General features: G+C 73.2%; 23 protein-coding genes. 17 read left to right on the top strand and 6 right to left on the bottom strand.

The window, feature by feature from the left end:
* Nucleotide 1: 1 nt before the first annotated feature.
* Together ABD126_RS03595 and ABD126_RS03590 are read right to left on the bottom strand one after the other, a co-directional pair.
* A complete protein-coding gene (locus ABD126_RS03595; protein WP_343932133.1) occupies nt 2–631 on the bottom strand; it encodes a response regulator in 630 nt (209 codons plus the stop codon).
* The gene (locus ABD126_RS03590) at nt 628–1,617 is read right to left on the bottom strand and encodes a sensor histidine kinase (protein ID WP_343932132.1); all 990 of its coding nucleotides are present in this window, start codon (nt 1,615–1,617) and stop codon (nt 628–630) included. Before ABD126_RS03590 ends, ABD126_RS03595 begins: the two co-directional genes overlap by 4 nt.
* 132 nt (nt 1,618–1,749) lie before the next feature.
* On the opposite strand from ABD126_RS03590, the gene ABD126_RS03585 reads away from it, so the two are divergent.
* From ABD126_RS03585 to ABD126_RS03535, 11 genes are all read left to right on the top strand, one after another.
* Nucleotides 1,750–2,277 (top strand): GlcG/HbpS family heme-binding protein, encoded by a 528-nt coding sequence (locus ABD126_RS03585; protein WP_343932131.1) that lies wholly within the window; start codon nt 1,750–1,752, stop codon nt 2,275–2,277.
* A 38-nt stretch (nt 2,278–2,315) separates the two neighbouring features.
* Nucleotides 2,316–3,164: an alpha/beta fold hydrolase gene (locus ABD126_RS03580; protein WP_343932130.1), complete on the top strand. Its 849-nt coding sequence runs from the start codon at nt 2,316–2,318 to the stop codon at nt 3,162–3,164.
* 70 nt (nt 3,165–3,234) lie between these two features.
* Nucleotides 3,235–4,218 (top strand): helix-turn-helix transcriptional regulator, encoded by a 984-nt coding sequence (locus tag ABD126_RS03575; protein WP_343932129.1) that lies wholly within the window; start codon nt 3,235–3,237, stop codon nt 4,216–4,218.
* Nucleotides 4,215–5,186, top strand: a complete 972-nt coding sequence (locus tag ABD126_RS03570; RefSeq protein WP_343932128.1) for a helix-turn-helix transcriptional regulator — start codon at nt 4,215–4,217, stop codon at nt 5,184–5,186. The genes ABD126_RS03575 and ABD126_RS03570 overlap by 4 nt, the downstream gene beginning before the upstream one ends.
* A gap of 18 nt (nt 5,187–5,204) precedes the next feature.
* A complete protein-coding gene (locus ABD126_RS03565; protein ID WP_343932127.1) occupies nt 5,205–5,471 on the top strand; it encodes a bacteriophage holin in 267 nt (88 codons plus the stop codon).
* A complete protein-coding gene (tatA, locus tag ABD126_RS03560; RefSeq protein WP_343932126.1) occupies nt 5,464–5,790 on the top strand; it encodes a Sec-independent protein translocase subunit TatA in 327 nt (108 codons plus the stop codon). Before ABD126_RS03565 ends, tatA begins: the two co-directional genes overlap by 8 nt.
* Before the next feature lie 20 nt (nt 5,791–5,810).
* Nucleotides 5,811–6,791, top strand: a complete 981-nt coding sequence (gene tatC / locus ABD126_RS03555; protein ID WP_425542720.1) for a twin-arginine translocase subunit TatC — start codon at nt 5,811–5,813, stop codon at nt 6,789–6,791.
* Nucleotides 6,788–7,657 carry a diacylglycerol/lipid kinase family protein gene (locus tag ABD126_RS03550; RefSeq protein ID WP_343932125.1) on the top strand — a complete coding sequence of 290 codons (870 nt, stop codon included), beginning with the start codon at nt 6,788–6,790 and terminating at the stop codon, nt 7,655–7,657. The genes tatC and ABD126_RS03550 overlap by 4 nt, the downstream gene beginning before the upstream one ends.
* A gap of 63 nt (nt 7,658–7,720) precedes the next feature.
* Entirely contained in the window at nt 7,721–10,486 is a 2,766-nt protein-coding gene (locus tag ABD126_RS03545) for a DEAD/DEAH box helicase (protein WP_343932124.1), read from the top strand.
* 104 nt (nt 10,487–10,590) lie between these two features.
* Nucleotides 10,591–11,274, top strand: coding sequence for a DUF4333 domain-containing protein (locus ABD126_RS03540; protein ID WP_343932123.1), 684 nt, complete (start codon nt 10,591–10,593; stop codon nt 11,272–11,274).
* A 112-nt stretch (nt 11,275–11,386) separates the two neighbouring features.
* Nucleotides 11,387–12,598, top strand: coding sequence for a GNAT family N-acetyltransferase (locus tag ABD126_RS03535; RefSeq protein WP_343932122.1), 1,212 nt, complete (start codon nt 11,387–11,389; stop codon nt 12,596–12,598).
* 24 nt (nt 12,599–12,622) lie between these two features.
* On the opposite strand, the gene ABD126_RS03530 is transcribed toward ABD126_RS03535, so the two are convergent.
* Entirely contained in the window at nt 12,623–13,582 is a 960-nt protein-coding gene (locus ABD126_RS03530) for a 5'-3' exonuclease (protein WP_425542719.1), read from the bottom strand.
* A 118-nt stretch (nt 13,583–13,700) separates the two neighbouring features.
* Here ABD126_RS03530 and ABD126_RS03525 point away from each other — a divergent pair, with 118 nt between their 5' ends.
* Both ABD126_RS03525 and ABD126_RS03520 read left to right on the top strand, forming a co-directional pair.
* Nucleotides 13,701–14,828, top strand: a complete 1,128-nt coding sequence (locus ABD126_RS03525) for a M24 family metallopeptidase (RefSeq protein WP_343932120.1) — start codon at nt 13,701–13,703, stop codon at nt 14,826–14,828.
* Nucleotides 14,825–15,274, top strand: a complete 450-nt coding sequence (locus tag ABD126_RS03520; protein WP_309110674.1) for an Lrp/AsnC family transcriptional regulator — start codon at nt 14,825–14,827, stop codon at nt 15,272–15,274. Before ABD126_RS03525 ends, ABD126_RS03520 begins: the two co-directional genes overlap by 4 nt.
* 473 nt (nt 15,275–15,747) lie before the next feature.
* On the opposite strand, the gene ABD126_RS03515 is transcribed toward ABD126_RS03520, so the two are convergent.
* Genes ABD126_RS03515 through ABD126_RS03505 form a run of 3 tightly spaced genes read right to left on the bottom strand, consistent with a single transcriptional unit; the run spans nt 15,748 to nt 17,737 of the window.
* A complete protein-coding gene (locus ABD126_RS03515; protein WP_343932119.1) occupies nt 15,748–16,500 on the bottom strand; it encodes an aminotransferase class IV in 753 nt (250 codons plus the stop codon).
* Nucleotides 16,494–16,742 carry a hypothetical protein gene (locus tag ABD126_RS03510; RefSeq protein WP_343932118.1) on the bottom strand — a complete coding sequence of 83 codons (249 nt, stop codon included), beginning with the start codon at nt 16,740–16,742 and terminating at the stop codon, nt 16,494–16,496. Before ABD126_RS03510 ends, ABD126_RS03515 begins: the two co-directional genes overlap by 7 nt.
* On the bottom strand, nt 16,742–17,737 hold the full coding sequence (locus ABD126_RS03505) for an RNA polymerase subunit sigma-70 (protein WP_343932117.1): 996 nt from the start codon (nt 17,735–17,737) through the stop codon (nt 16,742–16,744). Before ABD126_RS03505 ends, ABD126_RS03510 begins: the two co-directional genes overlap by 1 nt.
* Nucleotides 17,738–17,778: 41 nt before the next feature.
* Here ABD126_RS03505 and ABD126_RS03500 point away from each other — a divergent pair, with 41 nt between their 5' ends.
* From ABD126_RS03500 to ABD126_RS03485, 4 genes are all read left to right on the top strand, one after another.
* Complete coding sequence (locus ABD126_RS03500; RefSeq protein WP_343932116.1) at nt 17,779–18,978, top strand: MFS transporter; 1,200 nt, start codon at nt 17,779–17,781, stop codon at nt 18,976–18,978.
* On the top strand, nt 18,953–20,098 hold the full coding sequence (locus ABD126_RS03495; protein ID WP_343932115.1) for an MFS transporter: 1,146 nt from the start codon (nt 18,953–18,955) through the stop codon (nt 20,096–20,098). Before ABD126_RS03500 ends, ABD126_RS03495 begins: the two co-directional genes overlap by 26 nt.
* A 331-nt stretch (nt 20,099–20,429) precedes the next feature.
* A complete protein-coding gene (locus tag ABD126_RS03490) occupies nt 20,430–21,677 on the top strand; it encodes a GGDEF domain-containing protein (RefSeq protein WP_343932114.1) in 1,248 nt (415 codons plus the stop codon).
* Between the two features lie 163 nt (nt 21,678–21,840).
* The gene (locus ABD126_RS03485) at nt 21,841–25,005 is read left to right on the top strand and encodes a tetratricopeptide repeat protein (RefSeq protein ID WP_343932113.1); all 3,165 of its coding nucleotides are present in this window, start codon (nt 21,841–21,843) and stop codon (nt 25,003–25,005) included.
* The last annotated feature ends 211 nt before the right edge of the window (nt 25,006–25,216 follow it).

Genomic DNA, 25,216 nt, shown 5'->3' with positions numbered 1-25,216 from the left:
CTCACGGGCGGGTGAGGCGGATCAGCTTGCGCTCGACGGCGGTCGTCACGGCCGCCGTCCTGGTCTCCACGCCGAGCTTGTCGAAGATCCGCACCAGGTGCGTCTTCACCGTCGCCTCGCTGATGAACAGGGCCTTGGCGATCTCCCGGTTGGACAGGCCGCGCGCCAGGTGCACCAGGATCTCCACCTCCCGCCTGCTCAACGCCGGCGCCGGGTCGCGGACCGTGCGCATCAGGCGCCGGGCGATGTCGGGCGACAGCACGGTCTCGCCCCGCGCGGCCCGGCGGACGGCGTCGGCGAGCTGGTCCGGCGGGGCGTCCTTGAGCAGGTAGCCGGTGGCGCCCGCCTCGACCGCGCGGACCACGTCGGCGTCGGAGTCGTACGTGGTCAGCACGACCACCTCGGGCGGTTCGGGCAGCGCGCGGATGCGCCTGGTGGCCTCGACGCCGTCGATGCCCGCCCCGAGCTGGAGGTCCATCAGCACCACGTCCGGCTCCAGCGCGGCGGCGTCGCGGACCGCGTCCTCCCCGGTCGCGGCCCGCGCCACCACCTCGAAGTCGCGCTCCAGCAACCCGGCCAGCCCGAACCGGACCACCGGGTGGTCGTCCACCACCAGCACCCGCAACCTCATCGCGACCCCGTCGTGCCCGTCGTCCTCGTCGGCACCGTGACCGCCAGCGCCGTGCCCTCGCCCGGCGCGCTCTCCACCGACAGCGTGCCGCCCAGCTCGGCGATCCGCCCGCGGATGGAGGCCAGACCGTAACCCCGGCCCTCGCGCGGGGTCGTCGTCGCCGGGTCGAAACCCCGGCCGTCGTCGCGCACGTCCAGCGCCACGGCGTCGTCCAGGTAGGACAGGGTCACCACGACGGTCGAGGCGTCCGCGTGCTCCCGGACGTTGGCCAGCGCGCCCTGCGCCACCCGCAGCAGCGCCACCTCGGTCTGCACGGTCAGCGGGTACGGCTCGCCGTGCACCTCGACCCGGTCGCACAGCCCGCGCAGCGCGTCCGCCAGCGACCGGCCCCGCAACGGCGACAGGTCCCGCACGAACCGCCGCGCCTCGGCCAGGTTCTCCCGCGCCACGTCCGCTGCGCGCCGCGTGTCGCCCAGCTCCAGCAGCAGGTTGATGCTGGACAGGCCCTGGGCCAGGGTGTCGTGGATCTCCCGCGCCAGCCGCTGCCGCTCCTGCAGCACCCCGGCCTCGTGGATGAGCCGGCGGCGGTCGAAGAACACCGCGGCCGTGATCACCGCGACCCCCACCGGGCCCAGGACCAGGCTCGGCTCCACCACGTCGGCCAGCCTGACCTGCGCCAACACCACCGCCACGGTCAGCACGCCCGCGATCGGCACGGCCAGGCGGGGCCGCAGCTGCCGCAGGCACTGGAAGAACAGCGGGATCGCGCACCACCCGAAGCTCGGCGCGAGCCACACCAGCACCAGCCACGTCGCCAACACCACGGCCAGCCACCGCGTCCACCGCACCCCCGCCGGGTAGGCCGCGCCCAGCGCCACGGCCACGCCCAGCACGACGGGGTCGACGCCGTGGTACGCGACGTACCGCGCCGCCGACGCCGCCAACAGCACGTAGAACCCCGCGTGCATCGCCCGGTGCAGCCACACGCCGCCGACGGTAGGCCGGCGCGCCGCGTCGCGGGTCAACCGATGGGTTGAACCGCGGTTCAACCGGAACCACCAGGTCACCGGTCCGCCTGCCGGGGAGGGTTGGGGACGACTTCGAGCGAGGGAGAACCGATGAGGAAGACGACGGTGGCCGTGCTGGTGGCGTTGAGCATCGCCGGCGCGGGCGGCTACGCGATCGCCGAGCAGGGCGGCCAGGGGCAGCGGCAGGCGGGCAAGGGCGGCGTGGACGTCGTGCGGACCACCAAGGCCGTGACGGTCGACGCGGCCGTGAAGGCGGCGCAGGCGGCCCTGGACGCGGCCGAGGCCGAGGGCCACCGGGTGACGGTCGCGGTCGTGGACCGCGGCGGTGACCTGGTGGTGCTGCTGCACGGCGACGGCGCGGGCCCGCAGACCGAGGAGTCGGCCAGGCGCAAGGCGTTCACGTCGGCGTCCTTCGGCGCGCCGACCTCCGAGCTGGCCGGCCGGGTGACCGGCGCGGGCGCGACCCTGCGCGACATGCCGGGCACGCTGTTCCTGGCCGGCGGCGTGCCCGTGCGGGCCGAGGGCGCGGTCATCGCGGGCATCGGCGTGGGCGGCGCGCCCAGCGGCGACCTGGACGAGAAGTTCGCCAAGGCGGGCCTGGCGGCGATCGGGCTGTGAGGGGTTGATCGACCGGCGCGCGGGGTAGGGGACCGGGTGTGTTCCCGGACTTCACGCTGACGACGATCGACACGGGCGGGGCGGAGCTGCGGGTGCGACACGGCGGCTCCGGCCCGCCCGTCCTGCTGCTGCACGGCCACCCGCGCACCCACACGACGTGGCGGCACGTCGCCCCGCTGCTGGCCGAGCACCACACCGTGGTGTGCCCGGACCTGCGCGGATACGGCCGCTCGTCCAAGCCGCCCACCACGCCCGACCACGAGCCGTACTCCAAGCGGGCGATGGCGGCGGACATGGCCGTGCTGATGCGCGAACTGGGGCACGAGCGGTTCGCCGTGGTCGGGCACGACCGGGGCGGGTACGTCGCCACCCGGCTCGCCCTGGACCACCCCGACCGGGTCACCCACCTGGCCGCGCTGGACGTCGTCCCCATCGGCTCGGCCCTGGCCCGCTGCGGACCCGAGTTCGCCCGCAGCTGGTGGCACTGGTTCTTCCTGGCCCAGCCCGAGGTGCCCGAACGGGTCATCAACGCCGACCCGGACGCCTGGTACCGCACCCGGGGGAAGGACCTCGACGAGGACACCCTGGCCGCGATGCGCGACCCGGCGACCGTCCACTGCATGGTCGAGGACTACCGGGCCGGGCTGGGCGTCGACCGCGAGCACGACGACGCCGACCTGGCCGCGGGCGTCAAGATCGAGTGCCCCGTGCTGGTGCTGTGGGCCGAGGGCGACGACCTGCCCGAGCTGTACGGCGACGTGCTGGAGGTCTGGCGCGACTGGACGCCCGAACCGCGCGGCCGGGGGTTGGCGTCCGGGCACCACCTCGCCGAGGACGTCCCGGCGGAGCTGGCGGCGGAGCTGCGGGACTTCTTCACAAGCGGCTGAATGGACCATTCACCGGACTTGGGGTGGGTCAGTGCGTCACCGGGCGTTCGGACGGGGTTAGGGTTCACCGGTGGCCATCGCACGTGCCGAACGGCTCGTCAACCTGGTGCTGTGTCTGCTCTCCACCCGGCAGTACCTGACCGCCGAGCGCATCCGCGCCATCGTCCCCGGCTATTCCGACGCCGCGACGGACGAGGCGTTCTTCCGCATGTTCGAACGCGACAAGACCGAGCTGCGGGACCTGGGCGTGCCCCTGGAGATCGGGCGCAGCGCCGAGTTCGACAACACCGACGGGTACCGCATCGCCCGCCGCGACTACGAGCTGGGCGACGTGGACCTGGAGCCCGACGAGGCGGCGGCGGTGGCGCTGGCCGCCCGGCTGTGGGACTCGCCGCAGCTCACCGGCGCGGCCCACGGCGCGCTGATCAAGCTGCGCGCGGCCGGCGTGGACGTCGACCACGAGGTGCACACCGCTGTCGAACCCAAGGTGCGCACCACCGAGCCCGCCTTCCCGCCGCTGCTGGCCGCCGTGCAGGAGGGCCGCGTGGTGGAGTTCGACTACCGCAAGCTCACCCCCGTCGAGGTGCGCACCCGCACCGTCGAGCCGTGGGGCGTGGTGGCCTGGCGGGGCCGCTGGTACCTGGTCGGCCACGACCGCGACCGGCGCGCGCCGCGCTGCTTCCGGCTGTCCCGGATCGTCGGCGACGTGCGGGCGGTGGGCAAGCCCGGCGTGGTGGACCGGCCCGCGGAGGTGGACCTGCTCAGCTTCGTCAAGCGCAGCGAGCCGTCCACGCAGGCCGTGGCCACCGCGAAGCTGTGGGTGGCGCGGGGCCGGGCGCAGGGCGTGCGCCGGCGCGCTCGGGTCGTGGGGGAGCGGGAGCTGGACGGCGTGGCCGGTGACGTGCTGGAGATCGACCTGAGGTTCCCCGACTCGGCGGCGGCCTGGATCGCCGGGTTCGGCGCGGACGTGCTGGTCCTGGAACCCGAGGTGCTGGCCAAGACGGTGCGGGAGAAGCTCGTCGGCGCGCTGCGCGGTGCGGGGGTCCGGGCGTGAACGCCTCCGCCGACCGGCTGCCCCGGCTGCTGGCCCTCGTGCCCTACCTGCTCGCCCGGCCCGGCATCCCCATCGAGGAGGCCGCCGCGGACTTCCAGGTCACCCCGCGCCAGCTGCGCAAGGACCTCGAACTGCTGTGGATGTGCGGCCTGCCCGGCTACGGGCCCGGCGACCTGATCGACCTGTCCTTCGAGGGCGAGACGGTCACCGTCACCTTCGACGCGGGCATGAGCCGCCCGCTGCGGCTGACCGCCGCCGAGGCCACCGCGCTGCTGGTGGCGCTGCGCGCGCTGGCCGAGACGCCCGGCGTGGTGGACAAGGACGCCGTGCAGCGGGCCGTGGCCAAGATCGAGGCCGCGGTCGGGCAGGCCCAGCCCGCCGGGGTCGCCGTGGGGCTCGCGATGCGGGAAGCCCCGGAGACCGCCGTCGTGCGCGACGCGGTGTCCGACGGCGTCCGCCGCGGGCGTGCCCTGCGACTGCGCTACTACACGCCGTCACGCGACGAGGTCACCGACCGGGTCGTGGACCCGATGCGGATGCTGCTGGTCGAGGGCCGCAGCTACCTGGAGGCGTGGTGCCGGCTCGCCGACGACGTGCGGCTGTTCCGGCTCGACCGCGTCGACGGCGTGCAGGTCCTGGACGAGCCCGCGTCCCCGCCGCCGCACGCCACGCCCACCGACACCTCGGAGGGGTTGTTCCGCCCGGACCCGTCGCAGCGCACCGCCGTGCTGGTGCTCGAACCCGACGCCCGGTGGGTCGCCGAGTACTACCCGGTGGACTCGCTCACCGAGCTGGAGGACGGCCGCGCGCGGGTGCTCATGCGCTACGCCGACACCGCGTGGATGGTCCGCCTGCTGCTCGGTCTGGGCGGCGAGGTGCACGTCGAGCGGCCCGCCGACCTGGTCGAGGCGGTCGTCCGCCAGGCCGACGCCGCGTTGCGCCGGGCGGATCACCTCCCGGCAACCTAGGCCCTATACGGTGGTGCGGTGCCGTACTTGCCGAGCCTGGTGTTGATCCTGGTCGGAATGGTCTTTTTGATCGTTCTCGTGGCCAAACTGGTCGGATCCTTGCGTCGCTTCCGCGCCGCAAGCACTCTGGTGGGCGACAGGGTCGGCGACGGCGTCGGTCTGCTGCGGGCGCGGTTCGCCGCGCTCGGGGTGGCCTTCGCCGAACGGCGTCCGGATCGGGCCCGTCAGGGCAACCCCCGCGTACCATCGACGGACCGGGGCAGACAGGAGGACCACCGTGGGTAACCTCGGAGCTACTGAGCTGATCATCATCGCCGTGGTGATCATCCTGCTGTTCGGGGCGAAGAAGCTGCCCGACATGGCGCGCTCGCTGGGCCGCTCGGCCAAGATCCTCAAGGCCGAGACCAAGGGCCTGCGCGACGACGACCAGCCGCAGGACACCCCGCCGCAGCAGGCCGCCCCGCAGCAGCTGCCGCCCGCGCAGCCGCAGCAGGTCGCGCAGCAGCCGGTCGCGCAGCCGCAGCAGGTCGCCCAGCCGGCGCAGCCGCAGGTCGCGCAGCCGATCGAGCAGAGCCCGCAGAACCTCCAGAACAAGCAGAACTAGCCAGAAGGACGGTCCGCACGGTGGGGGCAAGTCCGTCCCGGTGGGCGCAGCTCCGGGAGCGCCGCAAGTTGAGGAGCCGTCGGGCCAACCCCGACGGCACGATGTCGTTGAAGGACCACCTCTACGACCTCCGGCACCGCCTCGGCTTGGCACTGCTGTTCATCGCGCTCGGCGCGATCTTCGGCTTCTTCTGGTGGGGCTGGAACATCTTCGGGCTGCCCAGCCTGGGCCAGGTCGTCATCTCGCCGTACTGCGGCATCCCGGTGACCGACCGGTTCACCCAGAACGGCAACTGCCAGCTGTTGCAGACCAAGCCGTTCGAGGCCTTCATGATCCAGCTGAAGGTCGGCGCGGCGGCGGGCATGGCGATCACCGCCCCGCTGTGGCTGTACCAGGTGTGGCGGTTCATCGCGCCCGGCCTGTACGCCAAGGAGCGCAGGTTCGCGCTGGTGTTCGTGTTCTGCGCCTCGGTGCTGTTCGCGCTCGGCGCGGTGCTGGCGTTCTACGTGGTGCCGCAGGGCCTGTCGGTGCTGGTGGGCTTCGGCGACAGCCAGTTCCTCACGGCGCTGTCCGGCGGGGACTACATCGACTTCGTGCTGGCGCTGCTGCTGATCTTCGGCGTGAGCTTCGAGCTGCCGCTGATCGTGGTGATGCTCAACCAGGTCGGCGTGCTGACCTACGACAAGCTTCGGCGGTGGCGGCGCGGCATCACCTTCGGGCTGTTCATCTTCGCCGCGATCGCGACCCCCGGCACGGACCCGGTGTCGATGATCGCGCTGGCGGTGGCGTTGACGCTGCTGTTCGAACTGGCCATCCAGATCGCGCGCATCCACGACAAGCGCGCCGCGCGCAAGCGCAAGGCCGAAGGCTGGGACGACCTGGCCGACGACGAAGCGTCACCGTTCGACTACACGCCGTCGGCGGTGGACGGTTCCGAGGCACCCGCGGAGTCGGTGGCGCCCAAGGAACCGCACCGCGTGCGTTACGACGACGCCACATGACCCGGGCCGCGTTGCTGGTCTGCCCGGCTTCGGGCAAGGGCCGGGCCGCCCGGATGGCGGGCACGGTGGCCGCGCGGTTGCGCACGGCCGTGGATTCGCTGGACCTGCACGTCGCCTCGTCGGCCGAGGGCACGTCGGCGCTGGCGCGCCGGGCCGTCGAGGACGGCGTGGACGTGCTCGTGGTGCTGGGCGGCGATGGCGGCGCGCACCTGGGCGTCCAGGCGTGCGCCGGGACGTCCACGGCGTTGGCCGTGGTGCCCGCCGGAACCGGGAACGACCTGGCCACGGCGCTGGGGACGTTGTCGGTGGACGACGTGGTCGGCGCCCTGTGCGACGGGTCGCGGCGGGCGCTGGACCTCGGGCGGGTGGGTAACGGGACGTGGTTCGCGACCGTGTTGTGCGCCGGATTCGATTCGGCGGTCAACGAGCGGGCCAATGGCATGCGGTGGCCGGCCGGGCCTCGGCGGTACGACTTGGCGATCTTGGCCGAGTTGGCGGCCCTGCGGCCCGAGCCGCTGGTGGTGGAGACCGAGGACAGCACGCTGGAACTGGACGCGCTGCTGGTCGCGGTGGGCAACACCACCAGCTACGGCGGCGGGATCCCGGTGTGCCCGGACGCCGACCCGGCGGACGGGTTGTTCGACGTGACGGTGGTGACCGCGGCCCCTCGGCGCACGTTGCTGCGGATGCTGCCGACGCTGCGGACCGGGCGGCACGTCGAGCACCCGGCGGTGCGGACGCTGCGGGCGAAGTCGGTGCGGGTGGCCGGTCCCGGGTGGGTCGGCTACGCGGACGGCGAGCGCGTGCACGGGCTGCCGTTGGAGGTTTCCTGCAGGTCAGGGGCGTTGACGGCGGTGGGCCGGTAGGTCGGTGACGTGGCCGGGGCAAAGAACGGAGCTTTTGTCGGTGCCATGTGACAGCCTTGAGGGGTGTCACGCACTTCGCGGTCTCCGGCCGACGCCTACGCGGACTTCCGCCGGCGGTCTTCCCGGCCCAAGCTGACCGACTTCCTCTCGGTCCTCTCCTTCGAGCTCGACCCGTTCCAGCAGCGCGCGTGCGAGGCGCTGGAGGACGGGCACGGTGTGCTGGTCTGCGCGCCCACCGGGGCGGGCAAGACGGTCGTCGGCGAGTTCGCCGTGCACCTGGCCCTCTCCGAGGGCAGCAAGTGCTTCTACACGACGCCGATCAAGGCGCTGTCCAACCAGAAGTACGCCGACCTGGTGGCCCGCTACGGGGCGAAGAACGTCGGGCTGCTGACGGGTGACACGTCGGTCAACGGCGGCGCGCCCGTGGTCGTGATGACCACCGAGGTGCTGCGCAACATGCTCTACGCCGGCTCCTCCACGCTGGAGAGCCTCGCGTACGTCGTCATGGACGAGGTGCACTACCTGGCCGACCGGTTCCGCGGGCCGGTGTGGGAGGAGGTCATCCTCCACCTGCCCGAGTCGGTGCGGCTGGTGAGCCTGTCCGCGACGGTGAGCAACGCCGAGGAGTTCGGCGAGTGGCTGGTCGAGGTGCGTGGCGACACCACCGTCGTGGTGGACGAGCACCGGCCGGTGCCGCTGTGGCAGCACATGCTCGCGGGCGGCCGGATGATGGACCTGTTCGCCGGCGAGGGGCCCGACGGGCACGCCCGGATCAACCCGCAGCTGCTGCGCCACACCGAGGACCTGGCGCGCTTCCACGTGCCGTGGAGCCGGGGCCGCAACGGCAAGGACAAGGGCGGTCGGCCGCCGCGGTCCTCCGGGTTCAAGCCGCCGGCGCGGGTGGACATCGTGCAGCGGCTGGACGGGGCCGGGCTGCTGCCGGCGATCGACTTCGTGTTCAGCCGGGCCGGGTGCGACGCGGCGGTGGCGCAGTGCGTGCGGGCCGGGCTGCGGTTGAACACCGAGGCGGAGATCGAGCAGATCCGCGCGGTCATCGAGGACAAGACCAAGGACCTGCCGCAGGGCGACCTGATGGTCCTGGGGTACTGGGAGTGGCGCGAGGCGCTGGAGCGGGGCATCGCGAGCCACCACGCGGGGCTGCTGCCGGCGTTCAAGGAGACCGTGGAGGAGCTGTTCGTCCGCGGGCTGGTCAAGGTCGTGTTCGCGACCGAGACGCTGGCGCTGGGCATCAACATGCCGGCGCGCACGGTCGTGCTGGAGAAGCTGGTCAAGTACAACGGCGAGGCGCACGTCGACCTGACGCCGGGCGAGTACACGCAGCTCACCGGCCGTGCGGGGCGGCGCGGCATCGACGTCGAGGGCCACGCCGTGGTGGTGTGGCAGCCCGGCGTGGACCCCAAGGCCGTCGCGGGCCTGGCCTCGACGCGGACCTACCCGCTGCGGTCGTCGTTCCGGCCCGGCTACAACATGGCCGTCAACCTGGTGCACCAGCTCGGCGCGGCGGCGGCGCGGGAGATCCTGGAGCAGTCGTTCGCGCAGTTCCAGGCCGACCGGTCGGTGGTGGGGCTCGCGCGGCGCATCGAGCGCAACCGGGAGGCGCTGGGCGGCTACGCCGAGGCGATGAGCTGCCACCTGGGCGACTTCACCGAGTACGCGGGGCTGCGGCGGCGGGTGGCCGACCGGGAGAAGGCGCTGGCGCGGCAGAACACCTCGGCGCGGCGGGCGGAGGCGGCGGCGTCGCTGGAGCGGCTGCGCAAGGGCGACGTGATCGCGGTGCCGTCGGGGCGGCGCTCCGGGCTGGCGGTGGTGATCGACCCGGGTCTGGAGCCGTTGGGCGAGGCGCGTCCGCTGGTGCTCACCGAGGACCGGTGGGCGGGGCGGCTGTCGGCGGCGGACTTCCCGTCGCCGGTGGAGGTGCTGGGCCGGATGCGGCTGCCCAAGCAGGTGGACACGCGGTCGCCGCGCTCGCGCCGGGACCTCGCGTCGTCGTTGCGCAACACCGGGATCGTGCCGCCGTCGTTCCGCAAGAAGCGGTCCGGGGCCGACGAGGACGCCGAGCTGGCGACGTTGCGGCGGGCGCTGCGGGCCCACCCCTGCCACGGCTGCGAGAAGCGCGAGGACCACGCCCGGTGGGGCGAGCGGTACCACCGGCTGCTGGCCGAGACCGAGCAGCTGGAGCGCAAGGTCGCGGCGACCACGCACTCGCTGGCGCGGCAGTTCGACCGCATCCGGGGGCTGCTGCGCGAGCGGGGTTACCTGCACGCGGAGGAGTCCGGGCCGGGTGAGGAGGTCACCGAGCACGGCAAGCGGCTGACCCGCCTCTACAGCGAGTCCGACCTGCTGGCGGCGGAGTGCCTGCGGCACGGCGTCTGGCGGGACCTGGAGGCGCCGGAGCTGGCCGCCGTGGTGTCGGCGCTGGTCTACGAGGCGCGGCGGGACGGTCCGCTGGAGACGCGGCTGCCGCCGGGCCCGGTGACCGACGCGCTGACCGCGACCGCGCGGCTGTGGGCGGAGCTGGAGGACGACGAGCGCCGCCACAAGCTGGACCGGACGCGGCAGCCCGACCCCGGGTTCGCGTGGCCGGTGTACCGGTGGGCGCGCGGCGAGTCGCTGGAGAAGGTGCTCAGCGCGGCCGAGGCGTCGGGCACGGAGCTGGGCGCGGGCGACTTCGTGCGCTGGTGCCGGCAGGTGATCGACTTCCTGGACCAGATCCGCGACGTGGTCGGCGGCGACGACCCGGTGGGCGGTACGGCCAAACGGGCGGTGGAGGCGTTGCGCCGCGGGGTGGTGGCGATGGCCACGGTCTGAGAAAGCTTCGCGGGGTGGCTGGGTGCGCCCGGCCGCTCTGTGGTTTGATCGCGCCCGCAAGGCATGAACACCGTTTTTCCTCTACCGACCGTCGGAGGCCGAGCATGACCAGTCCGTACGGACCGTCCGGAGGGAACGACCCGCAGCAGCAGTGGGGCCAGCAGCCCTACGGTGGCGGCGGGTACCCCGGCACGCCGTCGGGTGGTTTCCCCGCTCAGCAGCCCGGTTACGGGCAGCCGGACCCGTCGCAGCAGCAGCCGCAGTGGGGGCAGCAGCCGCCGCAGCAGCAGCAGTACACGCAGCAGTACCCCGGCGGTTACGACCCGACCCAGCAGCAGCCGCAGAACCCCTACGGGCAGCCGGACCCGTCGCAGCAGCAGTGGGGCCAGCAGCCGGGCCAGTTCGGGCAGTACGGGCAGCAGCAGAACCCGTACGGCCAGCCCGGTTACGGCACGCCGCCGGCGAAGAAGTCCAGCGCGGTGCTGTGGGTGATCGTCGCCGTGGTCGTCCTGGCCGTGGGCGCGGTGCTCGTCCTCGGTTTCGTGACGCCCGGCTGGTTCAAGAAGAAGATCTTCGACAACACGGCCGTGCAGAACGGGATCGTGCAGATCCTCAAGGACGACTACAAGATCTCCGACGTGGAGAGCGCGACCTGCACCGGGGAGAACCCGGTGGAGCCGAACCGCTCGTTCACCTGCAAGGTGAAGATCGGCGGCAAGGACAAGGAAGTCAAGATCACGGTGAAGACCGCGGACGGCGAGTACGAGGTCGGCCAGCCCACGGGCTGAGCGAGCTTTGTCCGACGAGGCCACCCCGGGACTTCCCCCGCGGGTGGCCTCGCCCTTTGCGCGCTGTGAAACTCGATGGCGGTTCCCGGTCCCGGGAGGCACGATCGGGCGCGTGACCGACATCGACGTCCGCGTGCTCACCGACGAAGCGCAGTACCGCGCCGCCCACACCGTGTTCCGGGGTTCCCTGCACCACGCCCCCGCGCCCGACGAGCGGTGGGAGGCGATCAAGGGCTCCTACGAGCCGGGGCGGACGATCGGCGCGTACGCGGGGGACGAGCTGGTCGGCGGCGTGCAGTCGTTCCCGTCGGCGCTGGCGGTGCCCGGTGGCGCGGTGGTGCCGATGGCGGCGGTGTCGCGGGTCGGCGTGCGGGCGGACTGGACGCGGCGCGGCGTGCTGACCGCGATGCAGCGGGCGCAGCTGCGGGCGTTGCGCGAGGGCGGGGACGTGGTGGCGACGCTGCGCGCCTCCGAGGGCTCGATCTACGAGCGCTTCGGCTACGGGGTCGCCACCCGGTACCGGGAGGTGCGCATCCGCAAGCGCGAGGCCGCGCCGCGCGTGCCGATCGTGGGCCGGGTGCGGCTGGTGCCGCTGGACGAGGCGCTGCCGCTGGTGCGGGAGCTGTTCGAGCGCCTGTCGCCGGGGCGGCCGGGCACGATCGCGCGGTGGCCGGGCTGGTGGGACGTCAGCGTGGCGCGGTCGGAGGACAAGGACCGCCTGCGGGTCGCGGTGTGCTCGGGCGAGGACGGCGACGACGGGTACGTCGTCTACAAGGTCGAGCGCGGCTCGTGGGAGCGGGGCGTGGAGAAGCCGACCGTGCTGGAGGTCCAGGACTTCTGGGCGGCGAACCCGCGGGCGTGGGCGGACCTGTGGGGGTTCACGCTGCGGGTGGACCTGGTGGGTGAGGTGGTCGCGTTCGGCCGTCCGCTGGACGAGCCGCTGGAGTGGCTGATGACCGACCGGCGCGCGGTGGTCGTGGAGGACGTGGCGGACGAGACGTGGCTGCGGCTGGTCGACGTGGAGGCGGCGTTGGCGGCGCGCGGGTACGGGGTCGCCGAGCCCGTGGTGGTCGGGGTGCGGGACCGGTTCCTGCCGGAGAACGAAGGCGCGTACCGGGTCACCGCTTCGGGTGCCTCCCGGACCAACTCCGAGCCGGACTTCGTCGTCGATGTGGATGTGCTGGGCGCGGCCTACCTCGGTGACGTGTCGTTCTCGGCGTTGGCGATGACCGGCCGCTTCTCGGGTGGCCCCCCGGAAGCGGTCCGGAGCGCGGACAAGCTGTTCGCCGTTGCTGAATCGCCCTGGTCGGGGACGTTCTTCTAGAGGCGGTTCGTCGGGAGCGTTTTTCTAGGAGCGCCGGCGTTCCAAGGCGTTGAGGAGCCTGGGCAGGGAGCTGCCCAGGCCCCAGCGGCGGGACAGCTCCTCGACGCGGTCCGGGTCGGCGGGGGCCGCGGGGACGACGTCCGGGCGGTCCTGGAGGACCTTCGCGTCGGTGGCCACGTTGACCACGGTCGGCGCGACGGCCAGGTAGTCCTGGGCGGCCAGCAGGGCGGTGCGGGCGCGGGTGGTGAGCTTGCGGTCGCGCGGGTCGTGGACGGCGTCGAGCACCGCCCGCAGCGAGCCGAACTCCTTGACCAGCTTGGCGGCCGTCTTCTCGCCGATGCCCGCGACGCCGGGCAGCCCGTCGGACGGGTCGCCGCGCAGCACGGCCATGCCCGCGTAGGCGGGGCCGGCGTCGGTCTCGGGCAGCCCGTACTTGGCGGCCAGCTCCACCGGTCCGAGCAGCTCGGCCTTGGCCCAGCCGCGACCCAGGTACAGCACGCGCACGGGGACCGGTTCGTCGCGCACCACCTGGAACAGGTCGCGGTCGCCGGTGATGACCTCCACCGGGTCGGTCTCCTCGCGCGCGGCGAGCGTGCCGATGACGTCGTCGGCCTCGTAGCCCACCGCCTCGGCGGTCGCGATGCCCACCGCGTCGAGCACGTCGAGGATGATCGGCACCTGCGGGGTGAGCGTGTCCGGGACGTCCTCCTCGCCCTCCACACCGCCCTCCAGGACGCGGTGCGCCTTGTAGGAGGGCAGGGCGGCGACGCGGAACTCCGGGCGCCAGTCGGCGTCCAGGCACGCGACCAGGCGGGTCGCGCCCCGGTCGGTGATCACCTTGGTGATGGTGTCGATGAACCCGCGCACCGCGTTGACCGGTGTGCCGTCGGGCGCGGTCATCGACTCGGGCAGCGCGTAGAACGCCCGGAAGTAGAGGCTGGCGGAGTCCAAGAGGACCAGTCGGCTGGACACGGCGGTCAGCATGCCAGAAGGGACCGACAAAAGGTTTTGATCAGCTTGGCCGGCGTGGCCGGGCGTGGTTCGACACCGGCCGGGGTGGTTCGGGACTCGCTCGGGTGGATCAGGACTAGGCTGCGCAAGCATGTCGACCCATGTTGGACCCATTGACGTGGACGCCCTCCGCGCGCGACTGGACAAGGCCGCCACCGCGGCGTCCGTCGCCGGCGTGGACGCCCTGCTGATCTCCCCCGGCTCGGACCTGCGCTACCTGATCGGCGCGGGCGGGTCGTCGTTCGAGCGCCTCACGTGCCTGGTGCTGCCGGTCGGCGGCACGCCGGTGCTGGTCGTGCCGAAGCTGGAGCAGCCCGGGTACGCGGGCATCCCGACCGACCGGCTCGGGGTCGACGTGGTGACGTGGGTGGACGGCGAGGACCCGTACGCGCTGGTGCGGGCGGCGTTGCGCGGTACGCGGGTCGCGGTGTCGGACATGATGCCCGCCCTGCACACGCTGGGGCTGCGCGACGCGATCGGCGGCGAGCAGGTGCTGGCCGGGCCGGTGCTGCGGGAGCTGCGGATGCGCAAGGACGCGTCGGAGGTGGCGGCGCTGCGCACGGCGGGCGCGGCGATCGACCGCGTCCACGCCCGGATGGGTGAGTGGCTGCGGGTGGGGCGCACCGAGGCCGAGGTGGGCGCGGACATCGCCGCCGCGATCGTGGCCGAGGGGCACGTGCAGGCCGACTTCGTCATCGTGGGCTCGGGCCCGAACGGCGCGTCGCCGCACCACAGCCTGTCCGACCGGGTGATCGAGGCCGGGGACGTGGTCGTGGTGGACATCGGCGGCCCGATCGCCGAGGGCTACTGCTCCGACTCCACCCGCAACTACGTGCTGGGCGAGCCGCGTGACGCCGACGTGTGGGAGACCTACGCGGTGCTCCAGGCGGCGCAGAAGGCCGCGGTCGAGGCGGTTCGGCCGGGCGTGACGTGCGCGGCGGTGGACGCGGCGGCCCGGGATGTGATCGCCGAGGCGGGGTTCGGCGAGTTCTTCGTCCACCGGACCGGGCACGGGATCGGCCTGGACGTGCACGAGGAGCCCTACATCGTGGGCGGCAACGACCTGGTGCTGGAGCCGGGCATGGCGTTCAGCGTGGAGCCGGGCATCTACCTGCCGGGCCGGTGGGGCGCGCGGATCGAGGACATCGTCGTCGTCACCGAGGACGGCGTGGAGAGCGTGAACAACCGACCGCATGAACTGGTGGTGCTGCCGGCGTGACCAACCTGGAGCCGATAGACCGGGCGATCCTGCGTGAACTGGCGGCCGACGGCCGGTGCAGCTTCACCGACCTGGCCGAACGGGTGGGCCTGAGCGTGTCGGCCGTGCACCAGCGGGTGCGCCGCCTCGAACAGCGGGGGGTGGTGCGCGGCTACGCGGCCCGCCTGGACGGCGACGAGATCGGGCTGCCGCTGACGGCGTTCATCTCGTTGACGCCCATCGACCCGGCGGCTCCGGACGACTACCCGAAGCGGTTGGAGCACTTGCCGCAGATCGAGGCTTGTTACTCGGTCGCGGGGGACGCCTCCTACGTGCTTCGGGTGCGGGTGGCCTCGCCTACGGCTTTGGAGGAGTTGTTGCGGCAGATCCGGGAGGTGGCCAACGTGTCCACTCGGACTACCGTTGTGCTGTCCACTCCTTATGAGGATCGGCCTCCGGCGGTTTGAGCGTTTAGCTTTGAGCGAAAGCGTAAGAGCGAAGAAGCGAAAAGCGAAGCGAAGAGCGAAAAGCGGCGCTCGCCGCGCGGCAGGCCCCGGGGGTGGAAGGGCGTCGGTTCGTTCCCCGTACGGCCTGCCGGAGGCAACCACCCTTGGGGGTTCTTGGCAACCGGTGAAGCGTGGTTGCCAAGAACCCCCAAGCGTGGTTGGGCTGCGCCCAGGCCGTACGGGGAACGAACCGAGGCCCTTCCTGTGCTTGGCAGCCCGTTGGCGTCTTGGGGGAGGGTGGTGGGTAGGTGGATGCCCGGGGCTATTGCGGCGGCGGTTAGGGCTAGGGCGGTTAGGCGTAGTGCCAGTGTGGCGGTGATCAGGGCGTAGGGAGGCCCACGCCCAGGGTTGCCAGCCAGGTGGGTGGTTCGGCGGGTTCCGAGGATTCCAGGACTGACATGGTCAGCCTGGTGGGTGGCAATTGGGACTTCTACTCAGTCCAGGGCGTCCCAGGGCACTGCGTCGAGGGCGGCTCGGACGCGGGCCAGGGCGGTTTCGTCGATGTCGTAGGTGACGGTGTCGATGGCGGTCACCGGGGTCACGCCGATGGAGTTGCAGAGGAACGCGCCCTGGAATTCGGGCAGGTCGGCGAGTCGGATCACGGCCCGGGTGGAGGGCAGGGCTTGTTCCAGCAACTGCATGGAGATGCCGTGCAGCCAGGCCGCGTCCGGCCAGACGATGTCGCCGGAGCGGGTGAAGAAGGCGATGTTGGCGATCGCGCCCTCGATGACGCGGCCGTCGTGGGTGGTCAGGAGGGCGTCGTCGTAGCCGGCCGCCTTGGCCCGGTTGCCGTGCAGGAGTTGGCCGAAGCCGCCGATGTGCTTCACGTGGGGCAGGGGGCGTTGGTAGTCGACCGACAGCAGGCGCTGGGGCGTGGTCGGGCGTGGGGCCGGTGGGCGGGCCACGACCATGAGTTCCGGGTTCTCCGGGCCGAAGACGATCACGCGGACGGCTGCGTCCTGCTCGTCGCCCAGGATGTTCCTGATGAGGGTCGGGATCGCTGTGGTGTCCAGAGTCGTGTTGTAGAGCTCCTGGTGTTGGGTGTTCAGGCGGCTGAGGTGCAGGTCCAGGCCCTGGACGCGGCGGGCTCGGACCTGCATCGCGGTGAAGTGGCCGTAGTTGGCCAGCAGGCCCGCGGCCAACTGGTCGGTGGTCGGTGGTTCGCCGTCGATCCGGATCCTCAGCACGGGGTGACGGTAGTCGTCCGCACGACCGCCACCAGCACGGCGGGTTCCGGTCCGTGCTGGTGCAGGGCCCGCAGGCCCAGGCCGTCGAGCACCAGGACGGCCCCGCGGCCGAACGCCCGCCGGGTGCCGCCGGCGCCTTCCAGCTCCACCTCGCCGGCGGTCACGACCACCAGGGCGCCGCGCCACTCGTCCGGGTCGAACGGGCGGGTGCCGGCGACCGTGACCACCCGCGAGCGGAACATCAGAGGGTCGCCGGCAGGTCGAACCAGGCGAACACCGCGGACGGGAACGTGGTGACCTCGGTGATCACGCCGTCCTCGACCCGCAGCACGTCCAGGGCCACCGGCTCGTAGACGTCCCGGCCGGGGCGCTTGGCGTACCCGGCCACGGCCGGCTGCCGGTTCGCCCACACCGGGAGGGCACGCCACTCGCCGAACGCCTCCGGGCCGACCATGATCGGCGTCCACAGCTCGATGAGCGTGTCCCGGCCGCGGTACAGCTCCGGCTGCGGCGGCATCGACCACACGGCGTCCTCGCGCAGCACCGCCGCCAGCGCCGCCGGGTCGCAGCTCTCGGTGGCCTCCACGAACCGCCGCAGCACGGCCTTCTCCCGGGCCGACGCCTCGGTGCTCCACTCCGCGCGCCGCTCGGGCAGGTGCTTGCGCAGCGTGCCGCGGGCGCGTTGCAGGGCGCTGTTCACCGCGGGCACGGTGTCGTCCAGCAGGGCGGCGGTCTCGGTGGCGGGCCAGCCCAGGACGTCGCGCAGCACGAGCACCGCGCGTTGCTTGGCGGGCAGGTGTTGCAGCGCGACCAGGTACGCCAGCTCGATCGTCTCGCGTGCGACGGCCTCCGCGTCCGGGCCCGCGGCCTGGTCGAGCAGGGCGTCGGGGTAGGGCTGGATCCACGGCACCTCCACCGCCGGGGTGTCGGTGGGCGTGGGTGCGGGGCGGCGGGCGATCGCGTCGAGGCACGCGTTCGTCGCGATCCGGTACAGCCACGCCCGGAACGACGAGCGCCCCTCGAACGTGTCCCGGCCGCGCCACGCCCGCAGGAACGTCTCCTGCACCAGGTCCTCCGCCTCGTCGAACGAGCCGAGCAGCCGGTAGCAGTGCACCCTCAGTTCGTGCCGGTGCTTCTCGACCCCGCGGGTGAAGTCGACGTCAACCGTCATCGTCGAGACCTCGCTCATCGCCGTCCTCCTGGGTTGTACGGTGACGTGCCGGGACGCACGCCGCACCACGTATGACCGGACCGGTCGCGCAAACTCATCGGAGGAGCATGGGGACGGGGTTCCGGGCGGCGTTCGCGGTGCCCGAGTTCCGGGTGCTGTGGTGCGCGGCGGCCCTGTCGACCGTCGGCGACCAGTTGGCCCGCGTGGCGCTGTCGGTGCTGGTGTTCCAACGCACCGGGTCGGCCGCGTGGACCGCCCTGACCTACGCGTTGACCATGCTGCCCGCTCTCGTGTCGGGCGTGCTGCTGTCGGGCCTGGCCGACCGGTTCCCGCGCCGGACGGTGATGGTCGCCGCCGACCTGGTGCGCGCGGTACTGCTGGCCGTGATGGCCGTGCCCGGCGTGCCGTTGCCGCTGGTCGCGGCCCTGCTGGTGGTGGCGCAGCTGGCCGAGCCGCCGTTCGCCGCCGCCCAGGGGGCGCTGCTGCCGACCGTGCTGGGCGACCGGTACGAGGCGGGCCAGTCGGTGCACCTGATCACCCACCAGGCGGGGCTGCTGCTCGGGTTCGCCGGCGGCGGTGTGGTGGTGGCGTGGCTGGGGACGTCCGGGGCGCTGGCCGCCGACGCCCTGACCTTCGCGGCGTCGGCCCTGCTGCTGCGGCTGGGGCTGCGGGCGCGTCCGGCGGCGGGGGCGGTGGCGCGGACCGGGGTGCGCATCCGGACCGGCGCGGTGCTGGTGTGGCGGGACCGGCGGCTGCGGGTGCTGGTGGCGCTGGGGTGGCTGGCGCTGTTCACGGTGGTGCCCGAGGGACTGGCCGCGCCGTTCTCGGCGGAGGTCGGGGTGGGCGCGGCGGGCGTGGGCCTGCTGCTGGCGGCGGACCCGGCCGGGATGGTGCTGGGCACGGTGCTGCTGCGGTTCCTGCCGACGGCTCGGCGGGTGCGGGTGTTGGGGCTGTTGGCGGTGGCGACGGCGTTGCCGCTGGTGGCGTACTGGTTCGAGCCCGGCTTGGTCGGGGCGGTGGCTTTGTTGGCGTTGAGCGGGGTGTTCAGCGCTTACCAGGTGACGGCCGGCGCGACGTTCGTGCGGCTGGTGCCCGACGCCCAGCGTGGGCAGGCTCTCGGGTTCGCCCGGAGCGGGCTGGTGGCGGCGCAGGGCGTGGGGGTCGCCGGTGGGGGTGTGGTGGCGGGGACTCTGGGGTCCGCGGGTGGTGCGATCGCCCTGGCCGGTGGCGTGGGTGTGATCGCCGCGCTGGTGGTCGCGGCTGCCTGGGCGCGGGTATCCCGTGGTGCGCTGCCCGGCGACGGCTGAGCCCGTGTGGCGGGATCGGGCGTTTGTGCTGCTGTGGTCCGGGCAGTCGGTGTCGTTGGTCGGCTCGCAGGTCACGGCGTTGGCCCTGCCGCTGGTCGCCGCCCTGACGCTGGGGGCGACCGCCTGGGAGATGGGCGTTCTCGCTGCCTGTGCCCGCGCGCCCTACCTGGTCCTTGGCCTGCCGGCGGGGGTGTGGGTCGATCGTCTGCCCCGGCGGTTCCTGCTGGTTGCCTGTGCGCTTGGTCAGGCGGCTGCCCTGGGCGTCGTCCCGCTGGCCGACGGCCTCGGTGTGCTGTCTGTTCCGCTGCTGTGCCTGGTCGCGGTGGTGGCGGGGGCGTTCGCGGTGGTGGGGGACATCGGCACGTTGGCCCTGGTGCCGCTGGTCGTGCCGGCGGACCGGTTGACCCGGGCGCAGGGGGCGTTCGAGACCAGCCAGTCCACCGCCCAGGTCGCCGGGCCCGCCCTCGCCGGGTGGCTGGTCGCGGTGTTCGGCGCGCCTGCCGCCCTGTTGGCCGACGCGCTGAGTTTCGTGGTGTCCGGCGCGACGCTCGCCGCGATCCGGGTTCGCGGGGTCGTCGAGCGGCGTGGGGGAGTGTTCGCCGGGGTGCGGCTGGTGTTCGGGCAGCCGCTGTTGCGACGGGTCACGCTGTGCACCGCGACGCTGATGTTCTGGGTGAGTGCCTTTCTGGCGTTGCTTCCGCTCCACCTGGCGCGGGAAGGGCTGTCGCCGGGGCGCATCGGCGTGGTGCTGGCCGTGGGGGCGGTGGGAGGGATCGTCGGGGCGCTGGTGGCTCCACGATTGGGTGAAAATGCGATGCCCGTCGTGGTCGCCGTGGCCGGGATCGGGGCCGCCGGTGTGGTGGTGCACCCGTTGAGCATCGCCTTGATGTGGTTCGGCGTGCAGATCTACCACGTGCTCCAGGTGCCGGTCCGGTACCGGCTCACGCCGGCCCCGCTGCACGGTCGGGTGAACGCCGCGATTCGCACGACGGTGTGGGGTTCGGCTCCGGTGGGTGCGCTGGTCGGAGGCGTGGTGGCGGAGTCCGCCGGGCTCGGGACGGCACTGGTCGTCAGCGGCGCCGGGGCCGGGGTGGCGTGCCTGTGGCTGGTTCGGCGGTGAGCGGGGCCGCGGCGAACGCGGCACCCGCACCCGTCGCCGTCGACTTCACCAGATCTTGTCGCGCATGACCCCACCTCCCTCACGAGCGCGGCGCTGTAGCGGGCAGGGGGCGTCACCAGATCTTGTCGCGCACCGCGGTCACCTCCTGTGGGTCGTGTCACCCCGCTAGCGGCTGACATCGGCGCAGGTCACAATTACTGTGACGGTCCGTTCGGGCGCGTTCACAGTCCGAGTTAGACGGTCGCGAGGAACCATGGGCACAGTGCGGTCAGCGTCGTCGGGCGATCGACGCTGGTCACTATGGTCCCTGCCACGGCAGGCCCTGGTGTACGTGCTGTCGGTGGATCTGCTCGCGCTGGTCGCGATCGCGGCGACCACGGCGTGGCCGGTCCCGGCGGGCGCGTGGCCGGTGTTCGGCGTGCTGGCCGGGTGTGCCGCGCTGCACCTGCACTGCTCGCGCTGGATCGAGCGCATCCGGCGGGACCACAGCCACCTGCCGCACGTCGACCTGTGCAGCATCTGGATGCTGGCCGGCGCCCTGGTGCTGCCGCCCTCGCTCGCGGTGGCGCTGGTCGTGCTCATGTACGCGCACCGCTGGTGGGTGGTGGGGCGCTGGGACGCGTCCCGGCCACCGCACCGGAACGTGTTCACCACCTCCATGATGGTCCTCGCCACGCTGGCGGCGGGCACGGTGGCGGGCGCGACGGGGCTGCGCGAGCACCTGGCCGGGGGACGGCCGTCCGGCTGGCTGGACCTGGTCGGGCTGGTCGGCGCGGGCACGGCGCAGTGGCTGGTCAACACCGCCCTGGTGGCGATCGTGATCCTGTTGACCGTCCGGCCGCGGTCCGTGCGCGACGCCGTGGGCAGCGCTTCGGACAACCTGCTGGAGGCCGGACAGCTCGCGATGGGCGTGTTCGTGGCGCTGGCGGTGGCGTGGTGGCCGGGCTTCGCGCTGCCGATGGTCGTGGCCGCCGTCGCCCTGCACCGCACCGTCCTGATCCACCAGCTGGAGCTGGCCGCGCGCACCGACGCCAAGACGGGGTTGCTCAACGCGGAGGCCTGGCACCTCCAGGCGTCGCTGGAACTGGACCGGACGCGCCGCCGGCCGGCCGGGGCGACGGTCGGGCTGTTCATGATCGACGTGGACCACTTCAAGGACATCAACGACACGCACGGTCACCAGATCGGTGACGCCGTGCTGCGGCGGATCGCGGTGGCGTTGAACGGGGCCGTGCGGCGGGGCGACGCCGTCGGGCGGTTCGGGGGCGAGGAGTTCGCCGTGCTGCTGCCCGGGGTGGAGCCGGGCGAGGCGGAGGCGATCGCGGAGCGGATCCGGCGGCAGGTGCACCAGGTGGTGGCCGACGACGCCGAGGGCGGCCGGGTGGACGGGCTGACGGTGAGCATCGGCATCGCGGTGTGGCCGTCGGTCGCGGAGGACACGCTGGAGGGCCTGCTCGCCGCCGCCGACGCGGCGCTCTACGAGGCCAAGCGCCTGGGCCGCGACCAGGTCCAGGTGGCCGGTCGCCACCGCAGGGTGCCGTGGATGCCGGCGGCGCGCTCGGAGCACCCCGGCGACTGAGCCGGGCCGGGCATCTCGCGGCCGTGCGGTGTGATCCACGTGGCACGGTGTGTAACAACCTCATTGACCTGCGGGATGTTGCACAGGTGGAGCGCCGGCGGTGGCGTAGTTTCTGCCCGCCACCACTATCCGGTGGACTCGTCGCTGCAAGGGTTGTGAGCCAGTGGACCTCGGTGCCCCGCACGGAATCCGGTTCCGCTTCGAGGCGGGGCTGCTGCGCGCCGTCCTGCTCGACGTGCACCGCAAGCCGCCGCTGCCGGTCAGCGAGCACCTCACCGCCGAGGCCGGCGCGCGGGACCTCCTGGTCGACGAGCACCGGGACGGCCACCTGCGCACCGTGCTCAGGCAGCGCTTCGACCTGCCCGCCCCCGCCGAGTGGCGGCTGAAGGTCGACGCGCCCGGCACCGAGACCACCGACGGCGTGCGGTTCGCCCTGTCCGACCACGTCTCGCTGCACGTCAGCGGCTCGTCCCCGTGCACGACGCTGGACGACGGCGTCCGCGTGGCCCTCCCGGCGGGCGAGTCCGAGCTGCACGTCACCGTGACCAGCGCGCCCGTCTACGGCGTCGCGGACACCGCCGTCGTCTGCCGCCCCGACCAGACCGGTGCGGCGGCGGTCGTGCTGTCCTGCCTGCCCGGGTTCGCGCCCCTGGTCGTGGTCGAGGGGGACGAGCCGGAGCGGCTCAAGGAGTTGCTCGGCAAGACCGGTGTCCGGCGCGCGGTCGCGCTGTGCGATGACGGCTTCGTGGACGGCCTCGACATCGTCCGGCTGGAGCCGGCGTGGGACCCGGACGCCGCCTGGCGGGCGTTGCGCGACGGCGAACCCGACCCGCTGGAAGCGCCGCCGGGCGCCGAGGTCCGAGCCCTGCGCGCGGCGCTGCACCAGGGCCGTCCGCTGCGGATCGTCGCCGGCGCGCCGACCCCGCCCGAGCCGGACCTCGACACCGACGAGGCCGTCCTGGTCGAGGACACCGGCGCCGCCCACACCCTGGTCGCCGCCCAGTACGCCCACCACCGGGGAGCGGCGCTGGTCACCGCGCCCGTCCCCGACCTGACCGACGTCCACCGCGTCATCGCCGAGGAACAGGACCGGGTCAGCGCCGCCGCCCGCGCCATAGGGGACGCCGTCAAGGGCATCGGGTTCGTGGAAGCCCTGTGGCGCTACCTGTCCGCCGGCGACCACGACCCGTTCGCCGCGCTGGAAGCCGTCGTCACCGCCCAGGTCCCGGCCGAGGTGGTCGACGCGGTCGGCGACCGGCGGCTGACCGCGTTCACCACCGGCCTGCCCTACTCGTTCGTCCGCACCGACGACGCCAACTGGACCCGCAAACCCATCGGCCACGTCGCCGCCGACCCGACCCTGGTCGTGCTGACCGAGCTGTACGGGGAGGGCGCCGCCCGCGAAGCCGGCGCGTTCAGCCTGGTGTTCGACACCGCCGCGCCGCCCGCGCCCGCCGACGGGGTCGGCCACTTCACCCACCCGCTCGTCCTGTCCGGCCCGGATGCCTGCCCGGCGGCCCTGGCCGCGCTCGCCCGGGACCTGCCCGTCGAGCTGGTCTTCTTCAACACCCACGGCGACGACGACGGGATCGTGCTGGGCGACGAACCGCTCACCGACGTCCCCCGCCTGGGCCACCGCCCGATCGTGGTCAACAACTCCCGCCGCCCGTGGACCGAGGTCGGCCGCGAGTTCGTCCGCGCCGGGGCGCGCGGGTACATCGGCACGCTGTGGACGGTCCCGCCCGGCCTGGCGACGAGCTTCGCCGCGACCGTCGCGCACCGCCTGACCGCCGAGGAGGCCCCGGCCGCCAACGCCATCGTCAACACCGGCACCCCCGGCGGCATCGAGCGCTGCTACCTGTACCTGGGCACGGTCAACGGCCGCCTGGACGAGTGGCGCGACCGGTCCACCACCGACGGCGAGGCGGCCCTGGCCGAAGCCGAGCTGCTCGGCCGCTTCGCCCGCACCTGCCCGGCCCCGCTGACCACCGTGCTGCGCCGCGAGATCACCGCGCTGCGCCGCACCGCCGAACAGCGCGGGGCCGCCGACGCGCCGTCCTACGTGGACGTCCTGCTCGACGAACTGGCGCTGACCGGCGACCCGGCCCTGGCCGACCGCGTCGACACCGCCCTGGCCGACCTGGACCTGCCCGAACCGGAGTCCGCACCCCGCCGAGCCCGCCGCCACGAGCTGACCGGCCGGGTCCACGAGCAGCGCGGGGAATACGACGCGGCGCTCGCGGACTTCGAGAAGTGTGTGGAGGGGGGCGACGCGTGCGAAGACCGGGCGGACGTGTTGCTGCGCATGGCGCGCCTGCTGGTGCGCGCGGACCGACCGGAGGACGCGCGGCGGGCCGCGCTGGAGGCGCACGACGTGTTCCGGGCCCGGGGCAGTCGGACGCGGCTGGTGGAGGCGATCGACGTGCTGGGTGAACTGAGCGGCGAAGACCACGAGACGGCGCTGCGCTACGCCGTCGAGGGCCACGAGGTGGCCGTGGAGCTGGACGACCGGCGCAAGCAGGCCGGGTTCAAGCTGGAGGAGTGCGTCCGCAGGCGTCGCGCCGGCGACGTCGCGGCGGCGATCGAGGCGGGCGTCCAGGCGGTGGAGTTGTTCCGCGCCGAGCACGACGACGCGGCAGAACTGACGGCAGTGCGCGAACTGGGCGCGTGCCACCGAGACCTGGGCGAACTGGAGACCGCGCAGCACTACGCCACGGTCGGCCTGGCCCTGGCCGAGCGTCGGGCCGTGCCGACGGAGATCGCCACGTGCCACGACGAACTGGGCCAGGTGCTGACCCTGCGCGGCGAGCACGCCAAGGCCTTGGACCACTACAGACACGCGGTGGAACTGCTGGTGGCCAAGGGCATGTGGGTCGAGGGCGCGGCGCTGCTGCCGAACCTCGCGGTGGGCGCGGTGCGCGCGAACGACCCGGGAGCGCTGTGGACGACCGCGCTTTGTGGCGGGTTGATCTGCGAGACGGCCGAGCAGCCGACGTGGGCCGCGGTGGTGCCGCTGGTGGTCGATTCGATGAAGCGCGCGATCGAGGTCGGGCCGCGGGAGTTGACCGAGCGGGGGATGACGGACTTCGCCCACGCGGTGACCGCGGGGAACCGGGACGAGATGCCGTTCCAGGTGGGTGTGCTGGCGGACGTGGTGGTGGTGTTGCTGGCTTGGCTGATGGACCGGGCGGACCGGGGGATCGTCGGGTTCGCGCGGGAGCTGGACCGGACGACGGGTGGCGTGCTCGGGCTGGAGGACTACATCGCGACGCCGTTCGCGCAGCGCGCTCGGCAGGCGGCACATGGGTGGTTGCCTCAGCGGGGTTGACGGCTGGTGCTCTGGCGGCGGGTGGGAGCAGCCGGGCGGGTTACCCGGCGCAGCCGGGGTGGCTTTTCGGCGCAGCCGGGGCTTTTCGGCGCAGCCGGGGATTTTGGGCGCAGCCGGGGCTTTTGGGGCTTTTGCTGGGTGGCCTGGGAGGGGGTGGGTGGGTGGAGGCTCAGGTGGGATAGCCCCTGTCACGCTGCCGAGTCCGCTGGGA

Origin of the sequence: Saccharothrix mutabilis subsp. mutabilis (assembly GCF_039521145.1) — a bacterium.
In the GTDB taxonomy this organism is placed as follows: domain Bacteria; phylum Actinomycetota; class Actinomycetes; order Mycobacteriales; family Pseudonocardiaceae; genus Actinosynnema; species Actinosynnema mutabilis.
Note: the sequence above shows the minus strand (reverse complement) of the source record. Positions and strands in the feature narration are given on the sequence as shown.